The following is a 21313-nucleotide window of genomic DNA, read 5'->3' as shown; positions in this document are numbered from 1 at the left end:
GCCGCCAATGCCTTTATCACCACGCAAGACCTTGAATTTAAAGGCATTAGCACGCGGCGCCGAGGCGCTTCTGGTGATCATATGCATAACTGTGGCGGGCTGTCAGAGCACCAACCAGCAGCACCTCGCCCCCGACCGCACAGTCGGCCTTGAGCAGGAACCGGAGTGGCTGAAAGACAGCGCCAAGGATGTTCCCGAAGCGCCTACAGACATTTGGGAGCGGGTACGCAACGGCTATCAGTTGCAAGAGACCATCACCCTCAACCCGCGCATCGAACAACAGCGGCTGTGGTTCGTCAGCAATCCATCGTTTATCGAAAAAGCCGGCGAACGCAGCAACCCCTACATCCACTTCATCGTTGAGCGCCTGGAAGAGCGCAATATGCCGATGGAGTTGGCACTGCTGCCGATGATCGAAAGTGCCTACAACCCCCAGGCCTACTCCCATGCTCATGCCGCCGGGCTCTGGCAGTTCATTCCGTCCACCGGGCGCTACTTCAACCTTCGCCAAACCAACTGGTACGACGGCCGCCGCGATGTGATGGCCTCGACTGATGCCGCCATCAGTTACCTGTCGCGCCTTAAAGAAATGTTCAACGGTGACTGGCTACTCGCACTGGCGGCCTATAACGCTGGTGAAGGCAGGGTCAGCCGGGCGATTGAGCGCAACCAGAAACTCGGCCTGCCGACCGATTACTGGAACCTTTCGCTGCCAACTGAAACGCAGAATTACGTGCCCAAGCTGTTAGCCCTGTCGCAGGTCGTGATGACGCCGCAGGCCTATGGCGTGAGCCTCGCCCCAGTGGCAAACGAACCTTACTTCGAACAGGTTGAGTTCAAGCAGCACATGGACTTGGCCCGTGTAGCCGCCATAGCCGGCCTGGATGAAGACGAGCTGTACCTGCTCAACCCCGCCTTTAAAAAAGGTATTACCCTGGATGGCCCACAGCATCTACTGGTGCCGACCGATAAGGCCGAACAACTGACTGCCAACCTGTCGCAAATGAAGCCCCAGGAGATGGTGCAATGGCAGCAGTACCGCGTGCGCTCGGGCGACAGCCTGCACAGCATTGCTAATCGCCACCAAGTCACCGTGAGCACCCTGAAGGACATCAATAAGCTCTCCGGCAGTCACTTACGCATCGGCCAGATGCTCAGCATTCCTGGCCAGCCTAGGGTAGTCGCCCGCGAAACGCTGCACCCACTGACCACAGTACAGCGCACACAACACCGCACCTACCGGGTGAAACGTGGCGATAGCCTCTGGCAGATCGCCAAGCATCATCAGGTCGCAGTTAAAGATGTGCGGCGCTGGAATAAGCTATCAGGCAATAGCCTGCAGGTTGGCCAGGTACTGACCCTACAAGCGGGCAAAACCAATAGCCCTAGGCAAAGCGCAACCTATTACAAGGTCCGCCAGGGCGATTCGCTTTACCTGATCGCCAAGCGCCTCAAGGTGCCGATGAAGACACTGCAGAACTGGAACCCCAAGGCGGGTAAAGCCATCAAGCCCGGCCAGACCCTGACGCTGTATAGCGCCGACTGATCAAGCCTTCTTGCTCATCGCCTCCAGGCAACGCCCGGTTAACTGGGTAAAGCGTTGGAAGGCGACAAATTGCTCATGCTTCAACGCCCGCCCGGACACCCGGCCGTCGGCGTACAGCAGGCCAATCTCCCGCGCACCGGCCAACAGCGGCGCAACAAAGAACATGCCCTGCCCCAGGCGCTGACGAATCGGCTGGGTGACTAACTCATTGAGGTTGTAGCTGGCCGGCACCCCCATCCATAGCGCCTCTTTATTGCGCAGGGCATAACTGAATATATGCGGCTGCTCCTGCTGGGAAACGGGCAAGATGAAATCATGCGCCCAACTCTCGGTACCCTCACCGATCACCCGTTTGGCGCGAAAACAGCTCTGCCCGTCGGCCAGCACCACCAGCATGATGCGCTCCAGCCCCGCGCCCTGATGCAGCCCCTTAAACAGGGTATCGAGCACCAGCCCCAGATCAGAACGCCGCGTCACCATCAACCCAAGGTCCTGCAGCGCTTGCTGCAAAACCAGCAAATTGGGCTGTAGCAACCGTGCTTTGCGCTGTTCGCGCTGCAGCAGAATTTGTTCCGGGTCGGTATTAGGAATCAGCTTGCACAGTTGGCTAGCGCCGAAGGTGGCAGCCATCTTCACCGTTTCCTCGGCACTGGCCAGCACTTGCTGCATGGCTTCCTCCGAGGTCACGCCAATAAAGCCAGCCAATTGCACGACCAAGGCGTCCATCGCCGGCGTATCCCAGCCGTCCAGCGCCGCCTGGCTGATCTTCACCCCCAAGGTCACCGCTTTGACTGCAGGGTCGTGCTGGCTGGTCGACTGATGCGCCAGGCTGACGGTGTCGCCCAGGTTCCAGCTTTTCACCAAGGCCTGGCTCAACTGACGAAAGCTGGTGCCCAGCACCTGCATCACCACCTCATCTTCTTCCGCCCCTGGTTGCGCCAGGGCACTGGCCAACTCATCGGCAACATCAGCCGCGCAGCCCCAGAATGCTAATTCACCGACGTTATGCAGCAACGCGGCGATAAACACCTCTTCATCGTTTTTAGCTAGCACGTAGCCGGCAATATTGCGCGCCTGCACGGCGGCATGGAACGAACGCGCCAGCAATTCGGCCAGCTGATCCCGCGAACTGCGGGCCAACAGCCCATCAATCAGGCTGACGGACAGGCCGATCTGCCGCACGTTATCGAAGCCGATCAGCACAATGGCCCGAGAGATGGTGCGAATGGTTTCCTGGGACGGGTTGTAATAGACGCTGTTGCCGATACGCAGGACCTTGGCGGTCAGCGCGGCATCACGCAACAGCACATCGGCTAATTGCTGAACCGATGATTTATCGCCCAGCGTCAGGCGATGCAGGTCATGCACCACCGAGGCCAGGGCGGGTAATTCGGCTTGATTAAAGCGATCAATCCATGACTGCAAACCATGGCATTTTGTAGCCAAATCAGTGTCCTCGTAATGAGTCGTTTCAGTGTAGTTAAATTGCCACTATTGCTTACCTGCGAGCCTACCCTTTTTCCAGCGGATACAAGCTGTTAATGTGCCTGACCAGCAGCCCCCAAGACGCCACGGATCGGATATTTCACTTGATACGTCCCCTCCTCTCGCTGTTCCTCTGCCTGGCCATTCATTCGCCTGCCTGGGCCACCCTGTATACAAGCCATGGCTACGCTCAGTTTGGCGAGCTGAAGTATCCCGCCAGCTTTACCCACTTTGCCTGGGTCAACCCGGAAGCGCCCAAGGGCGGCACGCTGCGGATGATGGCCAACGGCACCTTCGACACGCTCAACCCTTACACGCTCAAGGGCAGCAGCCCGATCAGCACGGCCAACTTTCTGCAATACGGCGTCAATGAGCTCAATGCGCCGCTGATGGTCGGCACCGGTGCCTATGACCCTTCGGGTGACGAACCCGCATCCAGCTATGGCCTGATTGCCGAATCAGTCGAATACAGCGATGACCGCAGCTGGGTGGTGTTCAACCTGCGCCCCGAAGCGCGTTTTCATGACGGTAAGCCGATTACCGCCTATGACGTAGCGTTCTCCTACCGTTTGCTGCTCAAGGAAGGCCACCCGCAGTACCGCAGCAACCTGCAGACAGTGAAACGGGTCGACATTCTCAACCGCCACAGCATCCGTTTTGTCCTTAAGCGCGCCGGCAGTTCGTTGTTGATTCTGCGCCTGGGCGAGTTGCCGGTGTTGCCGCAACATTACTGGAAAGGCCGCGACTTCAAGGCCACCACCTATGAGCCGCCCCTGGGCAGCGGGCCTTATCGCATCACCCAGGTCAGCCCTGGGCGCAGCCTGCGTTTTGAACGGGTCAAGGATTGGTGGGGCGCGAATCTGCCAGTTAACCGCGGCAAGTACAACTTCGACCGGGTCGACGTGGAGTTCTACCGCGACAGCCATGTCGCATTCGAAGCGTTCAAGGCCGGCGAATTCGATATTTATATCGAGCAGCAAGCGAAGAACTGGGCCAATGGCTACCGCTTCCCGGCGCTAAGCCGTGGTGAAGTCATTCGTGCCGAAATTGCCCACCAGATTCCGACGCAGACCCAGGCGCTGTTTATGAACACCCGCCGCGCGATGTTCAGCGACCGCAAAGTCCGTGAAGCCCTGGGCCTGATGTTTGACTTTGAATGGGCCAACCGCGCGCTATTCAACAGCTCCTACACCCGCGCCAAAAGCTATTACCCGAACAGTGAGTTCTCAGCCACCGGCAAACCGGAAGGCGCCGAATGGCTGCTGCTGTCGCCTTATCGCAAGCAGCTGCCGGCCCGCCTGTTTACCGAGCCATTTAGCATGCCGCAGACCGATGGCCGGGGCATCCCACGGGAAACCTTGCGCCGCGCCCTCGGTCTACTGGCCGATGCCGGCTGGAAGCTTTCAGGCCAGCGCCTACTCAATAGCCAAGGCCAGCCACTGAGCCTTGAGATACTGCTGGTTAACCCGAACCTTGAGCGGATTCTCCAGTCTTTTACCGAGAACCTCGCCAGTATTGGCATCCAAGCCAACCTGCGTACTGTCGACCGCGCCCAGTACAAGCAACGCCTTGATCAATACGACTTCGACATGATTCTGCTCACCCTGCCGCAAACCCTCAGCCCCGGTCTTGAGCAATCCCAATACTTCCATTCATCCCAGGCCAACACGAAAGGCGGTCGCAACTACGCGGGGGTTAATCACCCAGTGGTCGACGCCATGATTGAAAAGTTGCTGACGGCGCAAACGCGAACCGAGCAAGTGGCGGCCACTCGCGCCCTCGACCGCGTGCTGTTATGGCAGCACTACACCATTCCGAATTGGTATATCGACTACCACCGCCTGGCTTACCGCAACCGATTTGCCTTCGTCACCACGCCGCCCTACACCTTGGGCCTGCGCACTTGGTGGCTGAAATCCATGGAGAACGCTAAATGACCCATGCATTGCGCACCCTATTGATCCGTTTCAGCGGCATTGCCCTGCTTGGCGTTGCTGGTCTGGCGTTGGCCAGCCCCAAACACGCGCAAACCCTGTATGACGAGCCGCCCAAATACCCGGCCAACTTCAAGCACTTCGACTACGTCAACCCCGATGCGCCCAAAGGCGGCACCTTGCGCCAGGCCGGGTTTGGCGGCTTCGACAGCCTCAATCCGTTTATCAACAAGGGCGTGGCCGCCGATGACATCGGCCTGATTTACGACACCCTGACCCGCCATAGTCTGGATGAGCCTTTTACCGAATATGGCCTGATCGCAGAAAAAATCGAGAAAGCCCCAGACAACGCCTGGGTGCGCTTTTACCTACGCCCCGAAGCACGCTTCCATGACGGCCAGCCGGTCACCGCCGAAGACGTTAAATTCACCTTCGACACCCTGATGAGCCAGGGCGCACCGATGTACCGCGGCTATTACGCGGATGTCGACAAGGTCGTGGTCGAAAGCCCTCTGCGGGTTCGCTTCGTGTTCAAGCATGCCGGCAATCGTGAGCTGCCGCTGATCGTCGGCCAGCTACCGGTATTACCGAAACACTGGTGGGCAGAGCGCGATTTCAGCAAAGGCAATCTGGACATTCCACTTGGCAGCGGCCCCTACAAAGTGGCGGATGTACAAGCCGGACGCTCAATCCGCTATGAGCGGGTCGAGGACTGGTGGGGGAAAGACTTGCCGGTCAACCGCGGTTTCTACAACTTCGACACCCTGCAAATCGACTACTACCGCGATAACACCGTCGCCCTGGAAGCGCTCAAAGCCGGTCAATTCGACTACTGGCTGGAAATGAGCGCAAAAAACTGGGCCACCGCCTATAACACCGAAGCCGTGGCCAACGGCCAGCTGATCAAGGAAGAGATCGCCAACCACAACCCCACCGGCATGCAGGGGTTTATCTTCAACACGCGCCGCCCGCTTTTCAGCGACCGTCGGGTACGCGAAGCACTCGGCCTGCTGTTTGATTATGAGTGGACCAACCGCCAGCTGTTTAACGGCGCCTATACCCGCACCCGCAGCTACTTCGACAACTCCGAACTGGCGTCAATCGGCCTGCCTTCGGCCGACGAGCTGAAGCTGCTTGAACCTTTGCGCGAACAGGTACCGCCACAGGTGTTTACCGACGAATACCAGCCTTCGGTTACCGATGGCAGCGGCATCATTCGCGAGCAGCAGCGCCGTGCCTACCAGCTCTTGCAAGAAGCCGGCTGGCGTGTCGATGGCGACCAGATGCTCGACAGCACGGGCAAACCGGTGAGCATCGAATTCCTGCTGGCGCAAACCGAGTTCGAACGCGTATTGCTGCCATTCAAACGCAACCTGGCCGACCTCGGCATCGAGCTAGTGATCCGTCGCGTTGATGTATCCCAGTACATCAATCGCCTGCGCTCGCGTGATTACGACTTGATCGTGGGCGGCTTTGGCCAGTCCAACTCGCCCGGCAATGAGCAACGTGAATACTGGCACTCCAGCAGCGCCGACAACCCCGGCAGCCGTAATTTTATCGGCCTCAAAGACCCGGCCGTGGACAGCCTGGTTGAAGGCCTGATCAATGCTGACTCACGGCAGAGCCTGATCAGCTACACGCGCGCCCTCGACCGCGTGCTGTTGTGGGGCCATTACGTGGTGCCCAATTGGCACATCAAGACCTGGCGCGTGGCTTACTGGAACCGTTTCGAGCACCCCAAAGTCACTCCGCAATACGACATTGGCTTACATACCTGGTGGGCCCGCGCGCAATCACCCGAAGCGGCGGAGGCCAAGGCCACTGCAGACGTGGAGCAATAAGATGCTGGCGTATATCTTTCGTCGGCTGCTGCTGATCATTCCCACGCTGTTCGGCATTTTGCTGATCAACTTCATCATCATTCAGGCCGCGCCCGGTGGCCCCGTCGAGCAGATGATCGCCAAGCTGGAAGGCTTTGACGGCGCCACCAGCCGAATTGCCGGCGGCGGTGCTGAAGTCGCGGTAGCCGGCTCCAACTACCGCGGTGCCCAGGGCCTTGACCCCGACTTGGTGGCGGAAATTGAGCGTATGTATGGCTTCGACAAATCCGCCCCTGAGCGCTTCTGGCTGATGCTCAAGAGTTACGCGCAACTGGACTTCGGCTCTAGCTTCTTTCGCGATGCCGAGGTCATCGACCTGATCATCGAGAAAATGCCGGTATCGATCTCGCTGGGGCTGTGGAGCACGCTGATCATGTACCTGGTGTCGATCCCCCTGGGTATCGCCAAAGCCACCCGCCACGGAAGCGCCTTCGACGTCTGGACAAGCTCGGCAATCATCGTCGGCTACGCCATCCCCGCCTTCCTCTTCGCCATCCTGCTAATCGTATTGTTTGCCGGCGGTAGCTACTGGGACTGGTTCCCGCTACGCGGGCTGACCTCGAACAACTTCGACGAGCTGAGCTTTACCGGCAAACTGCTCGACTACTTCTGGCACCTGGCGCTGCCTGTCACCGCGCTGGTAATCGGTAACTTCGCCACCCTGACGCTGCTGACCAAAAACAGCTTCCTCGATGAGATCAACAAACAATATGTGGTCACTGCTCGCGCCAAGGGCCTGAGCAATAACCGCGTGCTCTACGGCCATGTATTCCGCAACGCCATGCTGATCATCATCGCGGGCTTCCCAGCGGCCTTTATCGGCATTTTCTTTACCGGCTCCTTGCTGATCGAGGTGATTTTCTCCCTCGACGGCCTCGGCTTGATGAGCTTCGAGGCCGCGATCAATCGCGATTACCCGGTGGTATTCGGCACCCTGTTTATCTTCACATTGCTCGGTTTGGTGGTGAAATTGATCGGCGACATTACCTACACCCTCGTCGACCCACGCATCGACTTTGAAAGCAGGGAGGGTTGAGATGAAACTGTCGCCAATCAATCAACGCCGCTTCCAGCTGTTCAAGGCGCACAAACGCGGCTGGTGGTCACTGTGGATATTCCTCGTGCTGTTCTTCGTCACCCTGGGCGCCGAGCTGATCGCCAACGACAAACCCTTGGTGGTGAGCTACGACAGCGAATTGTATTTCCCGGTATTCAAGCGCTACCCGGAAACCACCTTCGGCGGCGAGTTTCCGCTGCAGGCCAACTACAAGAGCCCATACATCCAAGAGCTGATCAAGGCAAAGGATGGCTGGATGATCTGGCCGCCGATTCGTTACAGCTACTCCAGCATCAACTACGACCTGCAGGTGCCCGCCCCCGCGCCGCCCTCAACGGAGAACCTGCTCGGCACCGATGACCAGGGCCGCGATGTATTGGCGCGGGTGATCTACGGCTTCCGTATTTCGGTGCTGTTCGCCCTGATCCTGACCCTGGCCAGCTCGGTGATCGGCGTATTTGCCGGCGCATTGCAAGGCTTCTACGGCGGCTGGGTCGACTTGGTCGGGCAGCGCTTTCTGGAAATCTGGTCGGGTCTGCCGGTGCTCTACTTGCTGATCATCCTGGCCAGTTTCGTGCAGCCGAACTTCTGGTGGCTGCTGGGCATCATGCTGCTGTTCTCCTGGATGAGCCTGGTCGATGTGGTGCGCGCCGAGTTCCTGCGTGGGCGCAACCTGGAATATGTGCGCGCGGCCCGTGCCCTGGGTATGCAGAACGGCTCGATCATGTTCCGCCATATCCTGCCCAACGCGATGATTTCCACCATGACCTTTATGCCGTTCATCCTCACCGGTGCGATCGGCACCCTGACTGCGCTGGATTTCCTCGGCTTCGGCCTGCCGCCTGGCGCGCCGTCGCTGGGCGAACTGGTCGCGCAAGGCAAGTCCAACCTGCAAGCGCCGTGGCTAGGTATCAGCGCCTTTGCAGTACTCGCCCTGATGCTCAGTTTGCTGGTGTTTATCGGTGAAGCCGCACGCGATGCCTTCGATCCGAGGAAATAACATGACCGACTCAACTAGCCTCATCGAAGTCCGTGACCTGGCCGTCGAATTCGTCACTGGCAGCCGTAAACAACGCGTGCTGGAAGGCCTTAGCTTCGACATAAAACGTGGTGAAACCCTAGCCTTGGTTGGCGAAAGCGGCTCGGGTAAATCGGTCACCGCGCATTCGATTCTGCGCCTACTGCCCTACCCGCTGGCTCAGCACCCCAGCGGCAGCATTCACTACGCCGGGCAAGACCTGCTCAAACTGAACGAGAACAAACTGCGCGGCATTCGTGGCAACCGCATCGCCATGGTCTTCCAGGAGCCCATGACCTCGCTCAACCCGCTGCACAGTATCGAAAAGCAGATCAACGAAGTACTTGCCCTGCATAAGGGCCTAACCGGCAAAGCCGCCACTGCGCGCACCCTGGAGCTGCTCGACCTGGTCGGCATCCCGGAACCGCATAAACGCCTGAAAGCTTATCCGCACGAGCTGTCAGGCGGCCAACGCCAGCGCGTAGTGATCGCCATGGCCCTGGCCAACGAGCCGGAACTGCTGATCGCCGACGAACCGACCACCGCTCTGGACGTCACCGTGCAGCTGAAGATCCTTGAATTGCTCAAGGACCTGCAGGCCCGCCTGGGTATGGCAATTCTATTGATCAGCCACGACCTCAACCTGGTGCGGCGCATTGCACACCGCGTCTGCGTGATGCAGCACGGGCATATTGTCGAGCAGGCCGCCTGCGAAACCTTGTTTAACGCCCCGCAGCACCCCTACACCCGTGAACTGCTGGGCGCCGAACCCAGCGGTGGGCCGGTCGATCAACCGCCCGGCAAGCCCATGCTGGAAGTCGACAACCTGCGCGTCTGGTTTCCAATCAAAAAGGGCCTGCTACGCCGTACCGTTGACCACGTCAAAGCGGTGGATGGCATCAATTTCAGTGTGCCGCAGGGGCACACCCTGGGCATCGTCGGTGAAAGCGGCTCGGGCAAGTCCACCCTGGGCCTGGCGATTCTGCGCCTGCTTGGTAGTGAGGGGGCTATCCACTTCCAGGGCCAGGCGATCGATAACCTGTCACAAGAAGAAGTACGGCCATTACGCCGACAGATGCAGGTGGTGTTCCAAGACCCTTTCGGCAGCCTCAGTCCGCGCATGTCGGTCAGCCAGATTGTCGGCGAGGGGTTACAGATCCATGGCATGGGCAACGCAGCCGAGCAGGAACAGGCAATCATTGATGCGTTGCTTGAGGTCGGCCTCGACCCGGAAACCCGCCATCGCTACCCGCATGAGTTTTCCGGCGGGCAACGCCAGCGCATTGCCATTGCCCGCGCCTTGGTGCTGAAACCTGCGCTGATTCTGCTCGATGAACCGACCTCGGCCCTCGACCGCACCGTACAGCGCCAAGTAGTCGAACTACTGCGTTCACTGCAGGCCAAATACAACCTGACTTATCTGTTTATTAGTCACGATCTCGCGGTGGTCAGGGCTCTGAGTCACCAAGTGATGGTGGTCAAACAGGGAAAAGTGGTGGAACAAGGCCCAGCGGCACGTGTCTTTGCCGCGCCACAGAACATCTATACACAGCAGTTGCTGGAAGCGGCCTTTATGGCCCCAGCTGATTAACCGACTATTAAACGCGTTGGCGAGGCAGTCAGCGCAAGGCAAAAACAGGTGAGAAGTTAAGTTTGCGCGCTGTACGTGTGCACTTTTCGTCTGTTTTTAACGCAGTGATGGCAAGCAGGTAGTGTTCAACTACCTGCCAATCCTTGTAGACAGGAAGAGGAACAACACCCATGGGTTTTCTAAGCGGCAAGCGCGTACTGATCGTTGGCGTCGCCAGCAAACTGTCCATCGCCTCTGGCATCGCGGCAGCCATGCACCGTGAAGGCGCCGAACTGGCCTTCACCTACCAGAACGAAAAGCTCAAAGGCCGCGTTGAAGGCTTTGCTGCTGATTGGGGCTCAAACGCTGACCTGTGCTTCCCGTGCGATGTGGCCAACGATGAAGAAATCGCCTCGGTATTCGAAGCCCTGAGCAAAAAGTGGGATGGCCTGGATTGCATCGTTCACTCTGTTGGTTTCGCCCCGGGCGACCAACTGGACGGCGACTTCACCGACGTAACCACCCGCGAAGGCTTCCGTATCGCTCACGACATCAGCGCCTACAGCTTCGTCGCTTTGGCCAAAGCCGGCCGCGAGATGATGAAAGGCCGCAACGGCAGCCTGCTCACCCTCTCCTACCTGGGTGCTGAGCGCACCATGCCTAACTACAACGTCATGGGCATGGCCAAGGCCAGCCTGGAAGCCGGTGTACGTTACCTGGCTGGCAGCCTCGGTCCAGAAGGCACGCGCGTTAACGCTATCTCCGCTGGCCCGATCCGCACCCTGGCGGCTTCCGGCATCAAGAGCTTCCGCAAGATGCTCGCTGCCAACGAGAAGCAGACCCCGCTGCGCCGCAACGTGACCATCGATGAAGTCGGCAACGCTGGCGCCTTCCTCTGCTCGGACCTGGCCTCTGGCGTCAGTGGCGAGATCATGTACGTCGATGGCGGCTTCAACACCACCGCCATGGGCGCCATGGAAGAGTAAGCGGTTAAAACCGCAGCAATAAAAAAGGCCGCTTAATTAAGCGGCCTTTTTTATGCGTTGCCATCCATGGCAGTTACCCTGAGGGCCGTCGCTGGACGTGCAAATGGCTCCCAGCCATTTGCACTCAGCTGTATCGATCAGAAGCGCTCGATATCCGCTTTATCTTCCAACTGCTTACGGAACGCGGCGAAGTCCTGCTGACCGACGCGCGAGGCGAGGAAGCGGCTGTACATGGCCTTATCCTCATCAGACAGTGCTTGCTCCGGCTGGCTCACGCCATTGAGGCGGATGATCACAAAATCACCATTGCTCAAGCTGACACCGGCAAAAGTCGGCTTATCCGCCGCTTCAGGTTTGGGCATGCGGAACAACGCCTGCAGCACGACCGGCTCAACGCCTTCCTGGCTGCGTGTGGCCGCCTCAACAACATTCCAGCCTTGCTTGGCATCTGCCTGGGCAACCGGCGTCTGACCTGTACGCAAAGCGGCCAGCTGCTCTTCGGCTTTAGCCTTGACCGCTTCGCTTGCACGAACCTTGGTCAACTGAGCACGAATGCTCTCGGCCACCTGCTCAAGCGGCAACTGTTCAGGCGTGTTGTGCTGTTTAACGCGCACCACCACCACTGTGTTCGGGTCGAGTTCGATCACGCTGCTGTTGCTGCCGTCTTCCAGCACCTCAGCGCTAAAGGCAGCCTGAATCACTTTAGGGTTAGCCGTTAGCCCCTCAACGCCACCCTGGCGACCGAATGCTTCAGAGGTCTTGACCTCAAGGCCCAGCTCCTGAGCCGGCTGAGCCAGATCAGAGGCTTCAAACGCGGCATCTTCAAGGTCTTTGGAAACCTCAACAAAACGCTGTTCAACCTGACGCGCCTTAAGGTCACGCTGCAGTTTTTCTTCCAGGCTGGCAAAGCTCGGTAGTTCAGGTGACTGAACGCCCAAGAGCTTAATCAAGTGCCAGCCGAATTCACTGCGCACGGGAGCCGACACGCCATTCTCGCTCAGCGCATACAGTGCCTCTTCAAAGGCTGGGTCATACACGCCTGGGCCAGCAAAGCCCAGGTCACCGCCTTCGCTTGCCGAACCCGAATCATCGGAGAACTCTTTAGCCAATACGGCGAAATCCTCACCTTGCTCGAGGCGCTTCTGCACCTCAGAGAGCTTGGCCTGGGCTTGCTCGTCATTCAGCGTGTCGTTTACCTCAACCAGAATGTGCGCGGCGCGGCGCTGTTCGGCGAGGTTGGCAATTTCACTCTGATAAGCGCTTTGCAGCGCTTCATCGCTGACCTCGACCTGGTCAAAGAAGGCATCCTTCTTCAGCTCCACATACTCCAGCACCACCTGCTCAGGGGTCATGAACTGGCTGGCTTGAGCGTTGTAGTAGGCCTTGATGTCATCATCGCTAAGAATGACCGCATCCAGGTCAGCGTGAAGGGTCAGGGTAGCGAAGTCACGGGTCTGCTTTTCCAGTGCGGCAAACGCTTGCACTTGAGCATCCGTCACAAAACCACTATTGGCCACGCCGGCACGCAACTGGCCAATGAGCATTTCCTGCTCCAGCATCTGGCGGAACTGCAAACGGCTGTAACCGAGCTGACGGATAACCTGATCAAAACGCTCAGCATTGAATTGGCCGTCGACCAGAAACTCAGGGGTTTTCAGGATTAACTGATCCAGCGCTTGTTGCGAAAAGGCAAATTTGGCGTCTTTGGCGCTGTCGAGCAGCAAAGTTCGCTCGATCAGGCCATTCAGGGCAGCCTCACGCAGCAGCTTTTCATCCAGCAGGGAGGCATCGAAATCGCGCCCCAACTGCTGCAGCAATTGCCGCCGCTGCATCTCCACAGCCTGGCTTAACTCAGCTGAAGTGATTTTCTCACCATTCACCTCAGCAGCATTCTGGCTATTACTGGTGCTGGTAAAAATAGCGTCAACACCCGTCAGCGCAAGCAGCGCGACAATGATGCCGATGATGGTCTTGGCAATCCAACCCTGTGAATTGTCCCTGATATTTTGCAGCATGCGTCCCCCAGAACGACTGTAAGAAAAGCAGCCGTGCAGTGTGGGTAAAATCCGGATAGAAGAAAGGCGCATCAGTGGATGCGCCTTCTCGTAACTGGCGAAGCGGATCGAACTCAAGTAACAGATTCGTTGTGCTCAGACCGATAAGACTGAATGAACATCCCGCCCCGCGCCAGACCAGCCATTCAACTGGTCTGCTGGGCAAAACCCGAAAGAGACTTAGTTGACAGCGTCTTTCAGTGCTTTACCGGCTTTGAAGCCTGGAATCTTGGCAGCAGCGATGCTGATCGGGTTACCAGTTTGTGGGTTGCGGCCAGTGCGAGCAGCACGCTCTTTAACAGCAAAAGTACCGAAACCAACCAGTACTACAGAATCACCAGCCTTCAGAGCGCCAGTAACGGATTCAATTACTGCGTCCAGCGCGCGGCCAGCAACAGCTTTTGGGATATCAGCAGATGCAGCAATGGCATCGATCAGTTCCGACTTGTTCACTCTTAAGTCCCCTTAATTTCTGTTGAGTTTATTTCTTGCTTTTAAATGTAAGCGAAGCTGGTGCAGAAGCGCCTGCTGACACGATAAGAGCCGCTTTATAACAAGGGCTCTAAAAATGTGTCAAGAAACCCCTCCGGCTAATGCGTGCTAATTCGCTCCTTGGAATCAGTCTCGCGTTTTTCATCCTTTGCAACCATGGGAGCCGCATCAGGCAAGGGCTCCGGGGCGTATTGCAGCGCAATTTGCAGGACCTCGTCAATCCATTTAACCGGTTTAATCTGCAGATCTTGCTTAATGTTCTCCGGAATCTCTTTCAAATCGCGCACATTCTCTTCCGGAATGATCACGGTTTTGATTCCACCACGATGAGCGGCCAGGAGTTTTTCTTTCAAACCACCAATCGCCAATACCTGGCCACGCAAGGTAATTTCACCGGTCATTGCCACATCCGCCCGTACGGGGATCTGCGTCAGCGCCGAGACCAGCGCCGTACACATGCCAACGCCGGCGCTAGGGCCGTCTTTGGGCGTTGCCCCCTCAGGCATATGGATATGGATGTCCTGCTTCTCGTAGAAGTCCTCAGGCACGCCCAGGCTCTTGGCCCGGCTGCGCACAACGGTTTGTGCGGCGGTGATCGACTCAAGCATTACATCACCCAGCGAACCGGTTTTGATCAACTGACCTTTGCCAGGCACCACGACCGCTTCAATGGTCAATAACTCACCGCCGACCTGAGTCCAGGCAAGGCCCGTCACCTGACCAATTTGATCCTGTTGCTCAGCCAGACCGTAGCGATGCTTACGCACACCAAGGTAATGCTCTAACGAATCAGCCGTAGCGGTAACCTGGAAGCGCTTCTCGGTGGAATGCTCCTTCACCACCTTGCGGCACACCTTGGCAAGCTGCCGTTCCAACCCACGCACACCGGCTTCGCGGGTGTAATAGCGAATGATGTCGCGGATCGCCGCTTCTTCAAACACCAGCTCAGTCTTCTTCAGGCCATTGGCCTGCACCTGCTTAGGCGCCAGGTACTTGACCGCGATGTTGATCTTCTCGGCTTCGGTATAACCCGGTAGACGAATCACCTCCATACGATCAAGCAACGGACCCGGGATGTTCATCGAGTTAGCGGTACACAGGAACATCACATCGGACAGGTCGTAATCGACCTCCAGATAGTGATCGTTGAAATTGTGGTTCTGCTCAGGGTCGAGCACTTCAAGCAGTGCAGAGGCCGGATCGCCGCGCATGTCCTGGCCCATCTTGTCGATTTCATCGAGCAGGAACAGCGGATTGCGCACCCCCACCTTGGTCATCTTCTGGATCAGGCGACCCGGCATGGAGCCAATATAAGTGCGTCGATGACCACGAATTTCAGCTTCATCACGCACGCCACCAAGAGCCATGCGCACGAACTTGCGGTTAGTGGCCGTGGCAATCGACTCGGCCAGCGAGGTTTTGCCCACGCCAGGCGGACCAACCAGACAGAGCACTGGGCCTTTGATTTTTTTCACACGCTTTTGTACGGCGAGGTATTCAAGGATACGTTCCTTGACCTCATCTAAACCGTAGTGGTCGGCGTCAAGGATGCTCTCGGCACGCGCCAGGTCGAGGCGCACCTTGCTCTGCGCTTTCCATGGCACATTGACCAGCCAATCAATGTAGGAGCGCACCACTGTGGCCTCAGCCGACATAGGCGACATCTGCTTGAGCTTATTCAACTCGGCATTGGCTTTGGTGAGTGCTTCAGCCGTCAGGCCAGCGTTATCGATGCGCTTTCTCAGCTCATCGAGCTCATTATGGCCGTCCTCGCTGTCGCCAAGCTCCTTCTGAATGGCCTTCATCTGCTCATTCAGGTAGTACTCACGCTGACTGCGCTCCATCTGCTTCTTGACCCGGCCGCGGATGCGCTTCTCGACCTGCAACAGGTCGATCTCGGCATCAAGCAACGCAAGCACATGCTCAACGCGCGCAGTTAGATCGGTAATTTCCAGAATTTCCTGCTTCTGCTCGATCTTCAAGACCATATGCGCAGCCATGGTGTCGACCAAGCGAGCGGGGTCATCAATACCGTTAAGCGAAGCTAGCACCTCAGCTGGCACCTTTTTGCCCAGCTGAACGTATTGTTCGAACTGGCTAAGCAGGCTGCGAGTGAAAACTTCAGACTCACGCTCGGCAGCATCCACCTCGTCAATTAGTTGCACTTCAGCACGGCAATGGCCGTCAACCTCGATAAAGCGCTCAATTTCACCGCGCTGCTCGCCCTCGACCAGCACCTTGACCGTGCCGTCCGGTAGTTTCAGCAACTGCAGGACTGTGGCTACGGTGCCGACCCGATAAAGACCGGCCTCATCAGGGTCGTCGTCCGCAGGATTCTTTTGTGCGAGGAGCAGAATTTGCTTCTCGCCCGTCATTGCAGCCTCAAGGGCCTCAATGGATTTCTCACGCCCGACGAATAACGGAATGACCATGTGCGGATAGACCACAACATCGCGCAACGGCAGGAGAGGCAATTCGATGGTTGTCTTCATGATTTCAGCTCTACGGCGGCCATACGGCCGTAAACAGATGGGATGACCCTTGGAGCTAAGATGGGGGCAGCCCAAACAAAAAACAAGCATTGCAGCAGCAAAAGCAAAGGGGCCCGCAGGCCCCTTGCTTTCAACATGTTACAAAGCTGTTACGCGTCAGGCGCAGCCTTTGCTGGCAGTTCGCTGTTCTCATAGATGAGCAACGGCTTGGAGGTGCCTTCGATGACACTCTCATCGATCACCACCTTGCTGACGTCAGACTGCGATGGAATCTCGTACATGGTATCGAGCAGGATACCTTCGAGAATCGAACGCAGACCACGGGCACCGGTTTTACGCTCAAGCGCCTTGTGGGCAACCGACTTCAGTGCATCGGGACGGAACTCCAGCTCAACGCCTTCCATCTCAAACAGCTTGCCATATTGCTTGGTCAAAGCGTTTTTCGGCTCGGTCAGAATTTGCACCAAAGCGGCTTCATCAAGCTCATCCAAGGTTGCGATAACCGGCAAGCGGCCAACGAACTCAGGAATCAGGCCAAACTTGACCAAGTCATCGGGCTCAACAGCGCGCAATGACTCGCCCACTTTCTTGCCTTCTTCCTTGCTGCGAACCTCAGCACTGAAACCAATACCGCCTTTGGTCGAACGACCCTGAATAACTTTTTCCAGGCCCGAGAACGCACCACCACATATAAACAGGATGTTGCGCGTATCAACCTGCAGGAACTCTTGCTGTGGATGCTTGCGGCCACCTTGAGGCGGAACAGATGCCACAGTCCCTTCAATCAGTTTCAGCAGAGCTTGCTGCACACCCTCACCCGATACATCACGGGTGATCGATGGGTTGTCAGACTTACGCGAAATCTTGTCGATTTCGTCGATGTAGACGATACCCATCTGGGCTTTTTCTACATCGTAGTCGCACTTCTGCAACAGCTTCTGAATGATGTTCTCGACATCCTCACCCACATAACCGGCTTCGGTCAGGGTGGTGGCGTCAGCGATGGTAAACGGTACATTGAGCAAGCGCGCCAGGGTTTCAGCGAGCAGGGTTTTACCCGAGCCCGTCGGACCGATAAGCAGGATATTGCTCTTACCTAGCTCAATGTCGTCTTTCTTGTCGCGCTGGTTGAGGCGCTTATAGTGGTTATAAACCGCTACAGCCAAGATTTTCTTCGCGCGCTCCTGACCAATCACATACTGGTCAAGAATGCCGCTGATTTCCTTGGGTGCAGGCAATTTATGCGCGCTGCTCTCGGCCTGGGCTTCCTGCACCTCCTCGCGGATGATGTCATTGCACAGGTCGACGCACTCGTCGCAGATGAAGACCGAGGGGCCGGCAATTAATTTGCGCACTTCATGCTGGCTTTTGCCGCAGAAGGAGCAATAAAGCAACTTGCCGTTGTCCTCGCCGTTGCGGGTGTCAGTCATTCGTTCGATCCAAATTCGATAGGCTTGCAACACAAGATGAAGGCTTATGCGGGCTTTTTCAAGCCCGCTGGTGGCCGGAGACGCCGACCTGCCCTATTTTTGAGCTGCTTAATTAAGCGGGGCGCTTTTCGATCACGGCGTCGATCAACCCGTATTCACGCGCAGCTTCAGCGCTCATGAAATTGTCACGATTGGTATCGCGCTCAATCTCTTCCAAGGTGTGCCCGCTGTGTTTGGCCATCAGCGTGTTGAGGCGCTCACGGATAAAGAGGATTTCCTTGGCGTGAATTTCGATATCCGACGCCTGACCCTGGAAGCCGCCCAGTGGCTGGTGAATCATCACGCGCGAGTTCGGCAGGCAGTAGCGCTTACCCTCGGCGCCAGCCGTCAGCAGGAATGCGCCCATGCTGCATGCCTGACCAATACATGTGGTCGACACATTGGGCTTGATGAACTGCATGGTGTCGTAGATCGACATACCCGCCGTCACCGAACCGCCTGGGGAGTTGATGTAAAGATGGATGTCCTTGTCCGGATTTTCCGCTTCAAGGAACAGCAGTTGCGCACAGATCAGGTTAGCCATGTAGTCCTCTACAGGGCCGACTAGAAAGATCACTCGCTCCTTGAGCAGGCGCGAATAAATGTCGTAGGCGCGCTCACCGCGAGCCGACTGCTCGACAACCATGGGAACCAGGCCGCCAGCGGCTTGGACATCAGGCATTTGCTGCATAAAAGGATTGCGGGACATGTGTGCACTCGCTCCCTAAATAGTCATGTCACAAATACGCATAAGCCAGCACGATGGCTGGCTTATGACGCATTCGAACGAGGTAAAGAAATCAGGCGGCTTGTGGTGCTTCTACCGGCTTGACAGCTTCTTCGTACGAGACCGCTTTATCGGTCACGTTGGCCTTCTGCAAAACAGTATCTACAACTTGCTCTTCCAGTACAACCGAACGTACTTCGTTCATCTGCTGGTCGTTTTTGTAGTACCAAGCCACAACCTGCTCAGGCTCTTGATAAGCCGAAGCCATTTCCTGAATCATTTCGCGAACGCGAGCGTCATCGGGTTTCAGCTCACACTGCTTAACCACTTCAGCCACAACCAGGCCCAATGCAACGCGGCGTTTGGCTTGTTCTTCGAACAGCTCAGCTGGCAGCTGGTCCGGCTTCAGGTTGCCGCCAAACTGCTGTACGGCCTGAACGCGCAGACGATCAACTTCATTGCTAATCAACGCCTTCGGCACTTCGATTGCATTGGCAGCCAGCAGGCCGTCCATGACTTGATTTTTGACCTTGGACTTGATGGCCTGGCGCAGCTCGCGCTCCATGTTCTTGCGAACTTCAGCGCGGAAGCCTTCCAGACCGCCTTCTTTCACACCGAACAAGGCGAAGAACTCATCATTCAGCTCAGGCAACTGAGGCGCTGCAATGCTGTTGACGGTCACAGTGAACTCAGCGGTTTTGCCCGCCAGATCCAGATTCTGGTAATCAGCCGGGAAAGTCGGGTTGATTACGCGCTCTTCGCCCGCTTTGGCGCCCACCAGCGCATCTTCAAAGCCAGGGATCATGCGGCCAGAACCAAGAACCAACTGCGTACCTTTCGCCGAACCACCGGCAAAGGCTTCGCCGTCGATTTTGCCAACGAAGTCGATATTGAGCTGATCGCCATTCTCGGCAGCACGCTCGACAGTTTCAAAGCGAGTGTTTTGCTTGCGCAGGATTTCCAGCATGTTGTCGACGTCAGCGTCAGTCACGTCAGCCTGTAGGCGTTCGATGGCGATAGACTCGAAACCAGCAACGGTGAACTCCGGGAACACCTCGAAGGTCGCCACGTACTCCAGATCCTTGCCTTTCTCGAACGACTTCGGCTCAACGGCCGGAGCGCCAGCTGGATTGAGCTTTTGCTCAACAACGGCCTCATAGAAAGTCGATTGGATCAAGTCACCCAGCGCTTCTTGGCGCGCAGCGTCTTCATAACGCTGGCGAATCACGCTCATCGGCACTTTGCCAGGACGGAAGCCAGGGACTTTGGCGCGACGGGCAGTCTGCTGCAGACGCTTGTTGACTTCAGTCTCGATGCGCTCAACGGAAACGCCTACAGTCATGCGGCGCTCGAGAGCAGAAGTACTTTCAACAGAAACTTGCATTGATATTCCTCGTTGCACAGACATAAGCCGGCCGTTTACCGGCCCCAAATCAAGGGCATGCATTCTAGAGGGTCAATATGCAGAAGTCACCCTAAGAAGCAGGCGGCAAACGGGAGGGAGCTCTAAAAGATGGTGCGGACGGAGAGACTCGAACTCACCAACGATAACCCCAGCAGTCTGGACGGCTGATAGCTACTGGTTTGCGCGCTATGCACGAACCTAAATTTGTTCCCAAGTCATTCCCACTGAATGAAGGGGCGCGGCACTCTAAGAGCTTCTCCTAGGCGGGTCAACCGTTTTTATGTTGCCCCCCTTTTTTGGGGTAATTTTGGTTAGGTGCTGTTTGTAAACGGACAAAATCCATGCACATCAATAACTTAGGAGCCATTCATAAAGGTAATAAAATGGTAATTCTTAGGTTATCTAATTACCTAAAACGCAGGCTAGGCGGTGAAAAGCTACAGCCCTTTAAAATCAAGGACTTACAAAAAAATTACCTTTACCCTTACCTTTACTTACCCGCAAAGGTAATCAGTCAACGCCAGCAAATCCGGGGCGTGTAGATTCAAAATCACCACGACTAACCAAAATTACCTCCAATCAATAGCGCAACTGAAACCAAAGCCAGCACAAGCCCCTGGGAGCCACTCAGAAACAACGCCACGCCGCAGGGTTTCGCAGGTATTCAGCGCCCAATAAAACCGCACACAGCCCCCAGCCTTGGCCGTACTGAGCCACCTGCAGGCGTGCAGACTATTCGACCCATTTAGCCCGCAGGCGAGGTGGGGGGACGACGGCGCGCGCCGGGGCTGGATTGCGCTCCGCCGGGCTGCGGCGCACCATCGCGGTGCACCCGGCGGGCAGGATCGGGTAGGAGGCGGCCTCACGGCCGCCGTCCTCCCACACCACCGTGCGTACGGTTCCGTACACGGCGGTTCAGGCCATGCGGTTAAGCCGATTGATCGTATCCAGTATCGAGACCAGTCCAAGTCTGTCCCATAGCTTCTTCGGCAGCGCCTGATTCATATGCGGCGCTCCTGAGTTCCACCACGGGCCTCGGCCATTGAAGGCCGACTTGCAGGCACGCTCCTCGCTCAATCCCAGGCGCATCAGGTTGCGCGCCCTCGTAGAGGGCTGCTTCCATTGCCGCCAGATGACACAGCGACGTTTGTGCCTGACCCAGCCATCCAGCTCTTCCAGTGGACGCTTGCTCTGGCKG

At 57.0% G+C, this 21313-nt stretch carries 15 protein-coding genes; 7 read left to right on the top strand and 8 right to left on the bottom strand.

The genetic code is table 11. The annotated features are described in order from the left end of the window. Positions 1-7 precede the first annotated feature (7 nt). Entirely contained in the window at positions 8-1546 is a 1539-nt protein-coding gene (locus SOP97_RS15830; protein WP_274086665.1) for a LysM peptidoglycan-binding domain-containing protein, read from the top strand. Here SOP97_RS15830 and SOP97_RS15825 read toward each other — a convergent pair whose 3' ends face one another. Further along, positions 1547-2992 carry an HDOD domain-containing protein gene (locus tag SOP97_RS15825; protein ID WP_274086666.1) on the bottom strand — a complete coding sequence of 482 codons (1446 nt, stop codon included), beginning with the start codon at positions 2990-2992 and terminating at the stop codon, positions 1547-1549. Positions 2993-3138: 146 nt separating this feature from the next. Between SOP97_RS15825 and SOP97_RS15820 the strand changes: the two genes are divergently transcribed. The 6 genes from SOP97_RS15820 to fabI all read left to right on the top strand — a co-directional run bounded on the left by SOP97_RS15820 (position 3139) and on the right by fabI (position 11476). Next, the gene (locus SOP97_RS15820; protein WP_274086736.1) at positions 3139-4968 is read left to right on the top strand and encodes an extracellular solute-binding protein; all 1830 of its coding nucleotides are present in this window, start codon (positions 3139-3141) and stop codon (positions 4966-4968) included. Continuing rightward, a complete protein-coding gene (locus SOP97_RS15815; protein ID WP_274086667.1) occupies positions 4965-6806 on the top strand; it encodes an extracellular solute-binding protein in 1842 nt (613 codons plus the stop codon). The genes SOP97_RS15820 and SOP97_RS15815 overlap by 4 nt, the downstream gene beginning before the upstream one ends. 1 nt (position 6807) lies before the next feature. After that, positions 6808-7881, top strand: a complete 1074-nt coding sequence (locus SOP97_RS15810) for a microcin C ABC transporter permease YejB (RefSeq protein ID WP_274086668.1) — start codon at positions 6808-6810, stop codon at positions 7879-7881. Between the two features lies 1 nt (position 7882). Then, on the top strand, positions 7883-8902 hold the full coding sequence (locus tag SOP97_RS15805) for an ABC transporter permease (protein WP_274086669.1): 1020 nt from the start codon (positions 7883-7885) through the stop codon (positions 8900-8902). 1 nt (position 8903) lies between these two features. Next, positions 8904-10511, top strand: a complete 1608-nt coding sequence (locus SOP97_RS15800) for an ABC transporter ATP-binding protein (RefSeq protein WP_274086670.1) — start codon at positions 8904-8906, stop codon at positions 10509-10511. A 170-nt stretch (positions 10512-10681) separates the two neighbouring features. After that, positions 10682-11476, top strand: coding sequence for an enoyl-ACP reductase FabI (gene fabI / locus SOP97_RS15795; protein ID WP_274086671.1), 795 nt, complete (start codon positions 10682-10684; stop codon positions 11474-11476). A 137-nt stretch (positions 11477-11613) separates the two neighbouring features. Here fabI and SOP97_RS15790 read toward each other — a convergent pair whose 3' ends face one another. The 7 genes from SOP97_RS15790 to SOP97_RS15760 all read right to left on the bottom strand — a co-directional run. Beyond that, positions 11614-13491: a SurA N-terminal domain-containing protein gene (locus tag SOP97_RS15790; RefSeq protein WP_274086672.1), complete on the bottom strand. Its 1878-nt coding sequence runs from the start codon at positions 13489-13491 to the stop codon at positions 11614-11616. A gap of 219 nt (positions 13492-13710) precedes the next feature. After that, positions 13711-13983 carry a nucleoid-associated protein HU-beta gene (hupB, locus tag SOP97_RS15785; RefSeq protein WP_010490206.1) on the bottom strand — a complete coding sequence of 91 codons (273 nt, stop codon included), beginning with the start codon at positions 13981-13983 and terminating at the stop codon, positions 13711-13713. A 137-nt stretch (positions 13984-14120) separates the two neighbouring features. After that, complete coding sequence (gene lon / locus SOP97_RS15780; protein WP_322950075.1) at positions 14121-16514, bottom strand: endopeptidase La; 2394 nt, start codon at positions 16512-16514, stop codon at positions 14121-14123. A 149-nt stretch (positions 16515-16663) separates the two neighbouring features. Next, positions 16664-17944 (bottom strand): ATP-dependent Clp protease ATP-binding subunit ClpX, encoded by a 1281-nt coding sequence (gene clpX / locus SOP97_RS15775; RefSeq protein WP_274086674.1) that lies wholly within the window; start codon positions 17942-17944, stop codon positions 16664-16666. A gap of 112 nt (positions 17945-18056) precedes the next feature. Beyond that, entirely contained in the window at positions 18057-18692 is a 636-nt protein-coding gene (clpP, locus tag SOP97_RS15770; RefSeq protein WP_274086675.1) for an ATP-dependent Clp endopeptidase proteolytic subunit ClpP, read from the bottom strand. 91 nt (positions 18693-18783) lie between these two features. Continuing rightward, positions 18784-20094 (bottom strand): trigger factor, encoded by a 1311-nt coding sequence (tig, locus tag SOP97_RS15765; protein WP_274086676.1) that lies wholly within the window; start codon positions 20092-20094, stop codon positions 18784-18786. A 936-nt stretch (positions 20095-21030) separates the two neighbouring features. Continuing rightward, positions 21031-21313 (bottom strand): group II intron maturase-specific domain-containing protein (locus SOP97_RS15760; protein ID WP_322950074.1); only part of this gene is annotated, 283 nt, incomplete at its 5' end.

Origin of the sequence: Pseudomonas spirodelae (assembly GCF_034653255.1) — a bacterium.
GTDB lineage: Bacteria > Pseudomonadota > Gammaproteobacteria > Pseudomonadales > Pseudomonadaceae > Aquipseudomonas > Aquipseudomonas spirodelae.
Note: the sequence above shows the minus strand (reverse complement) of the source record. Positions and strands in the feature narration are given on the sequence as shown.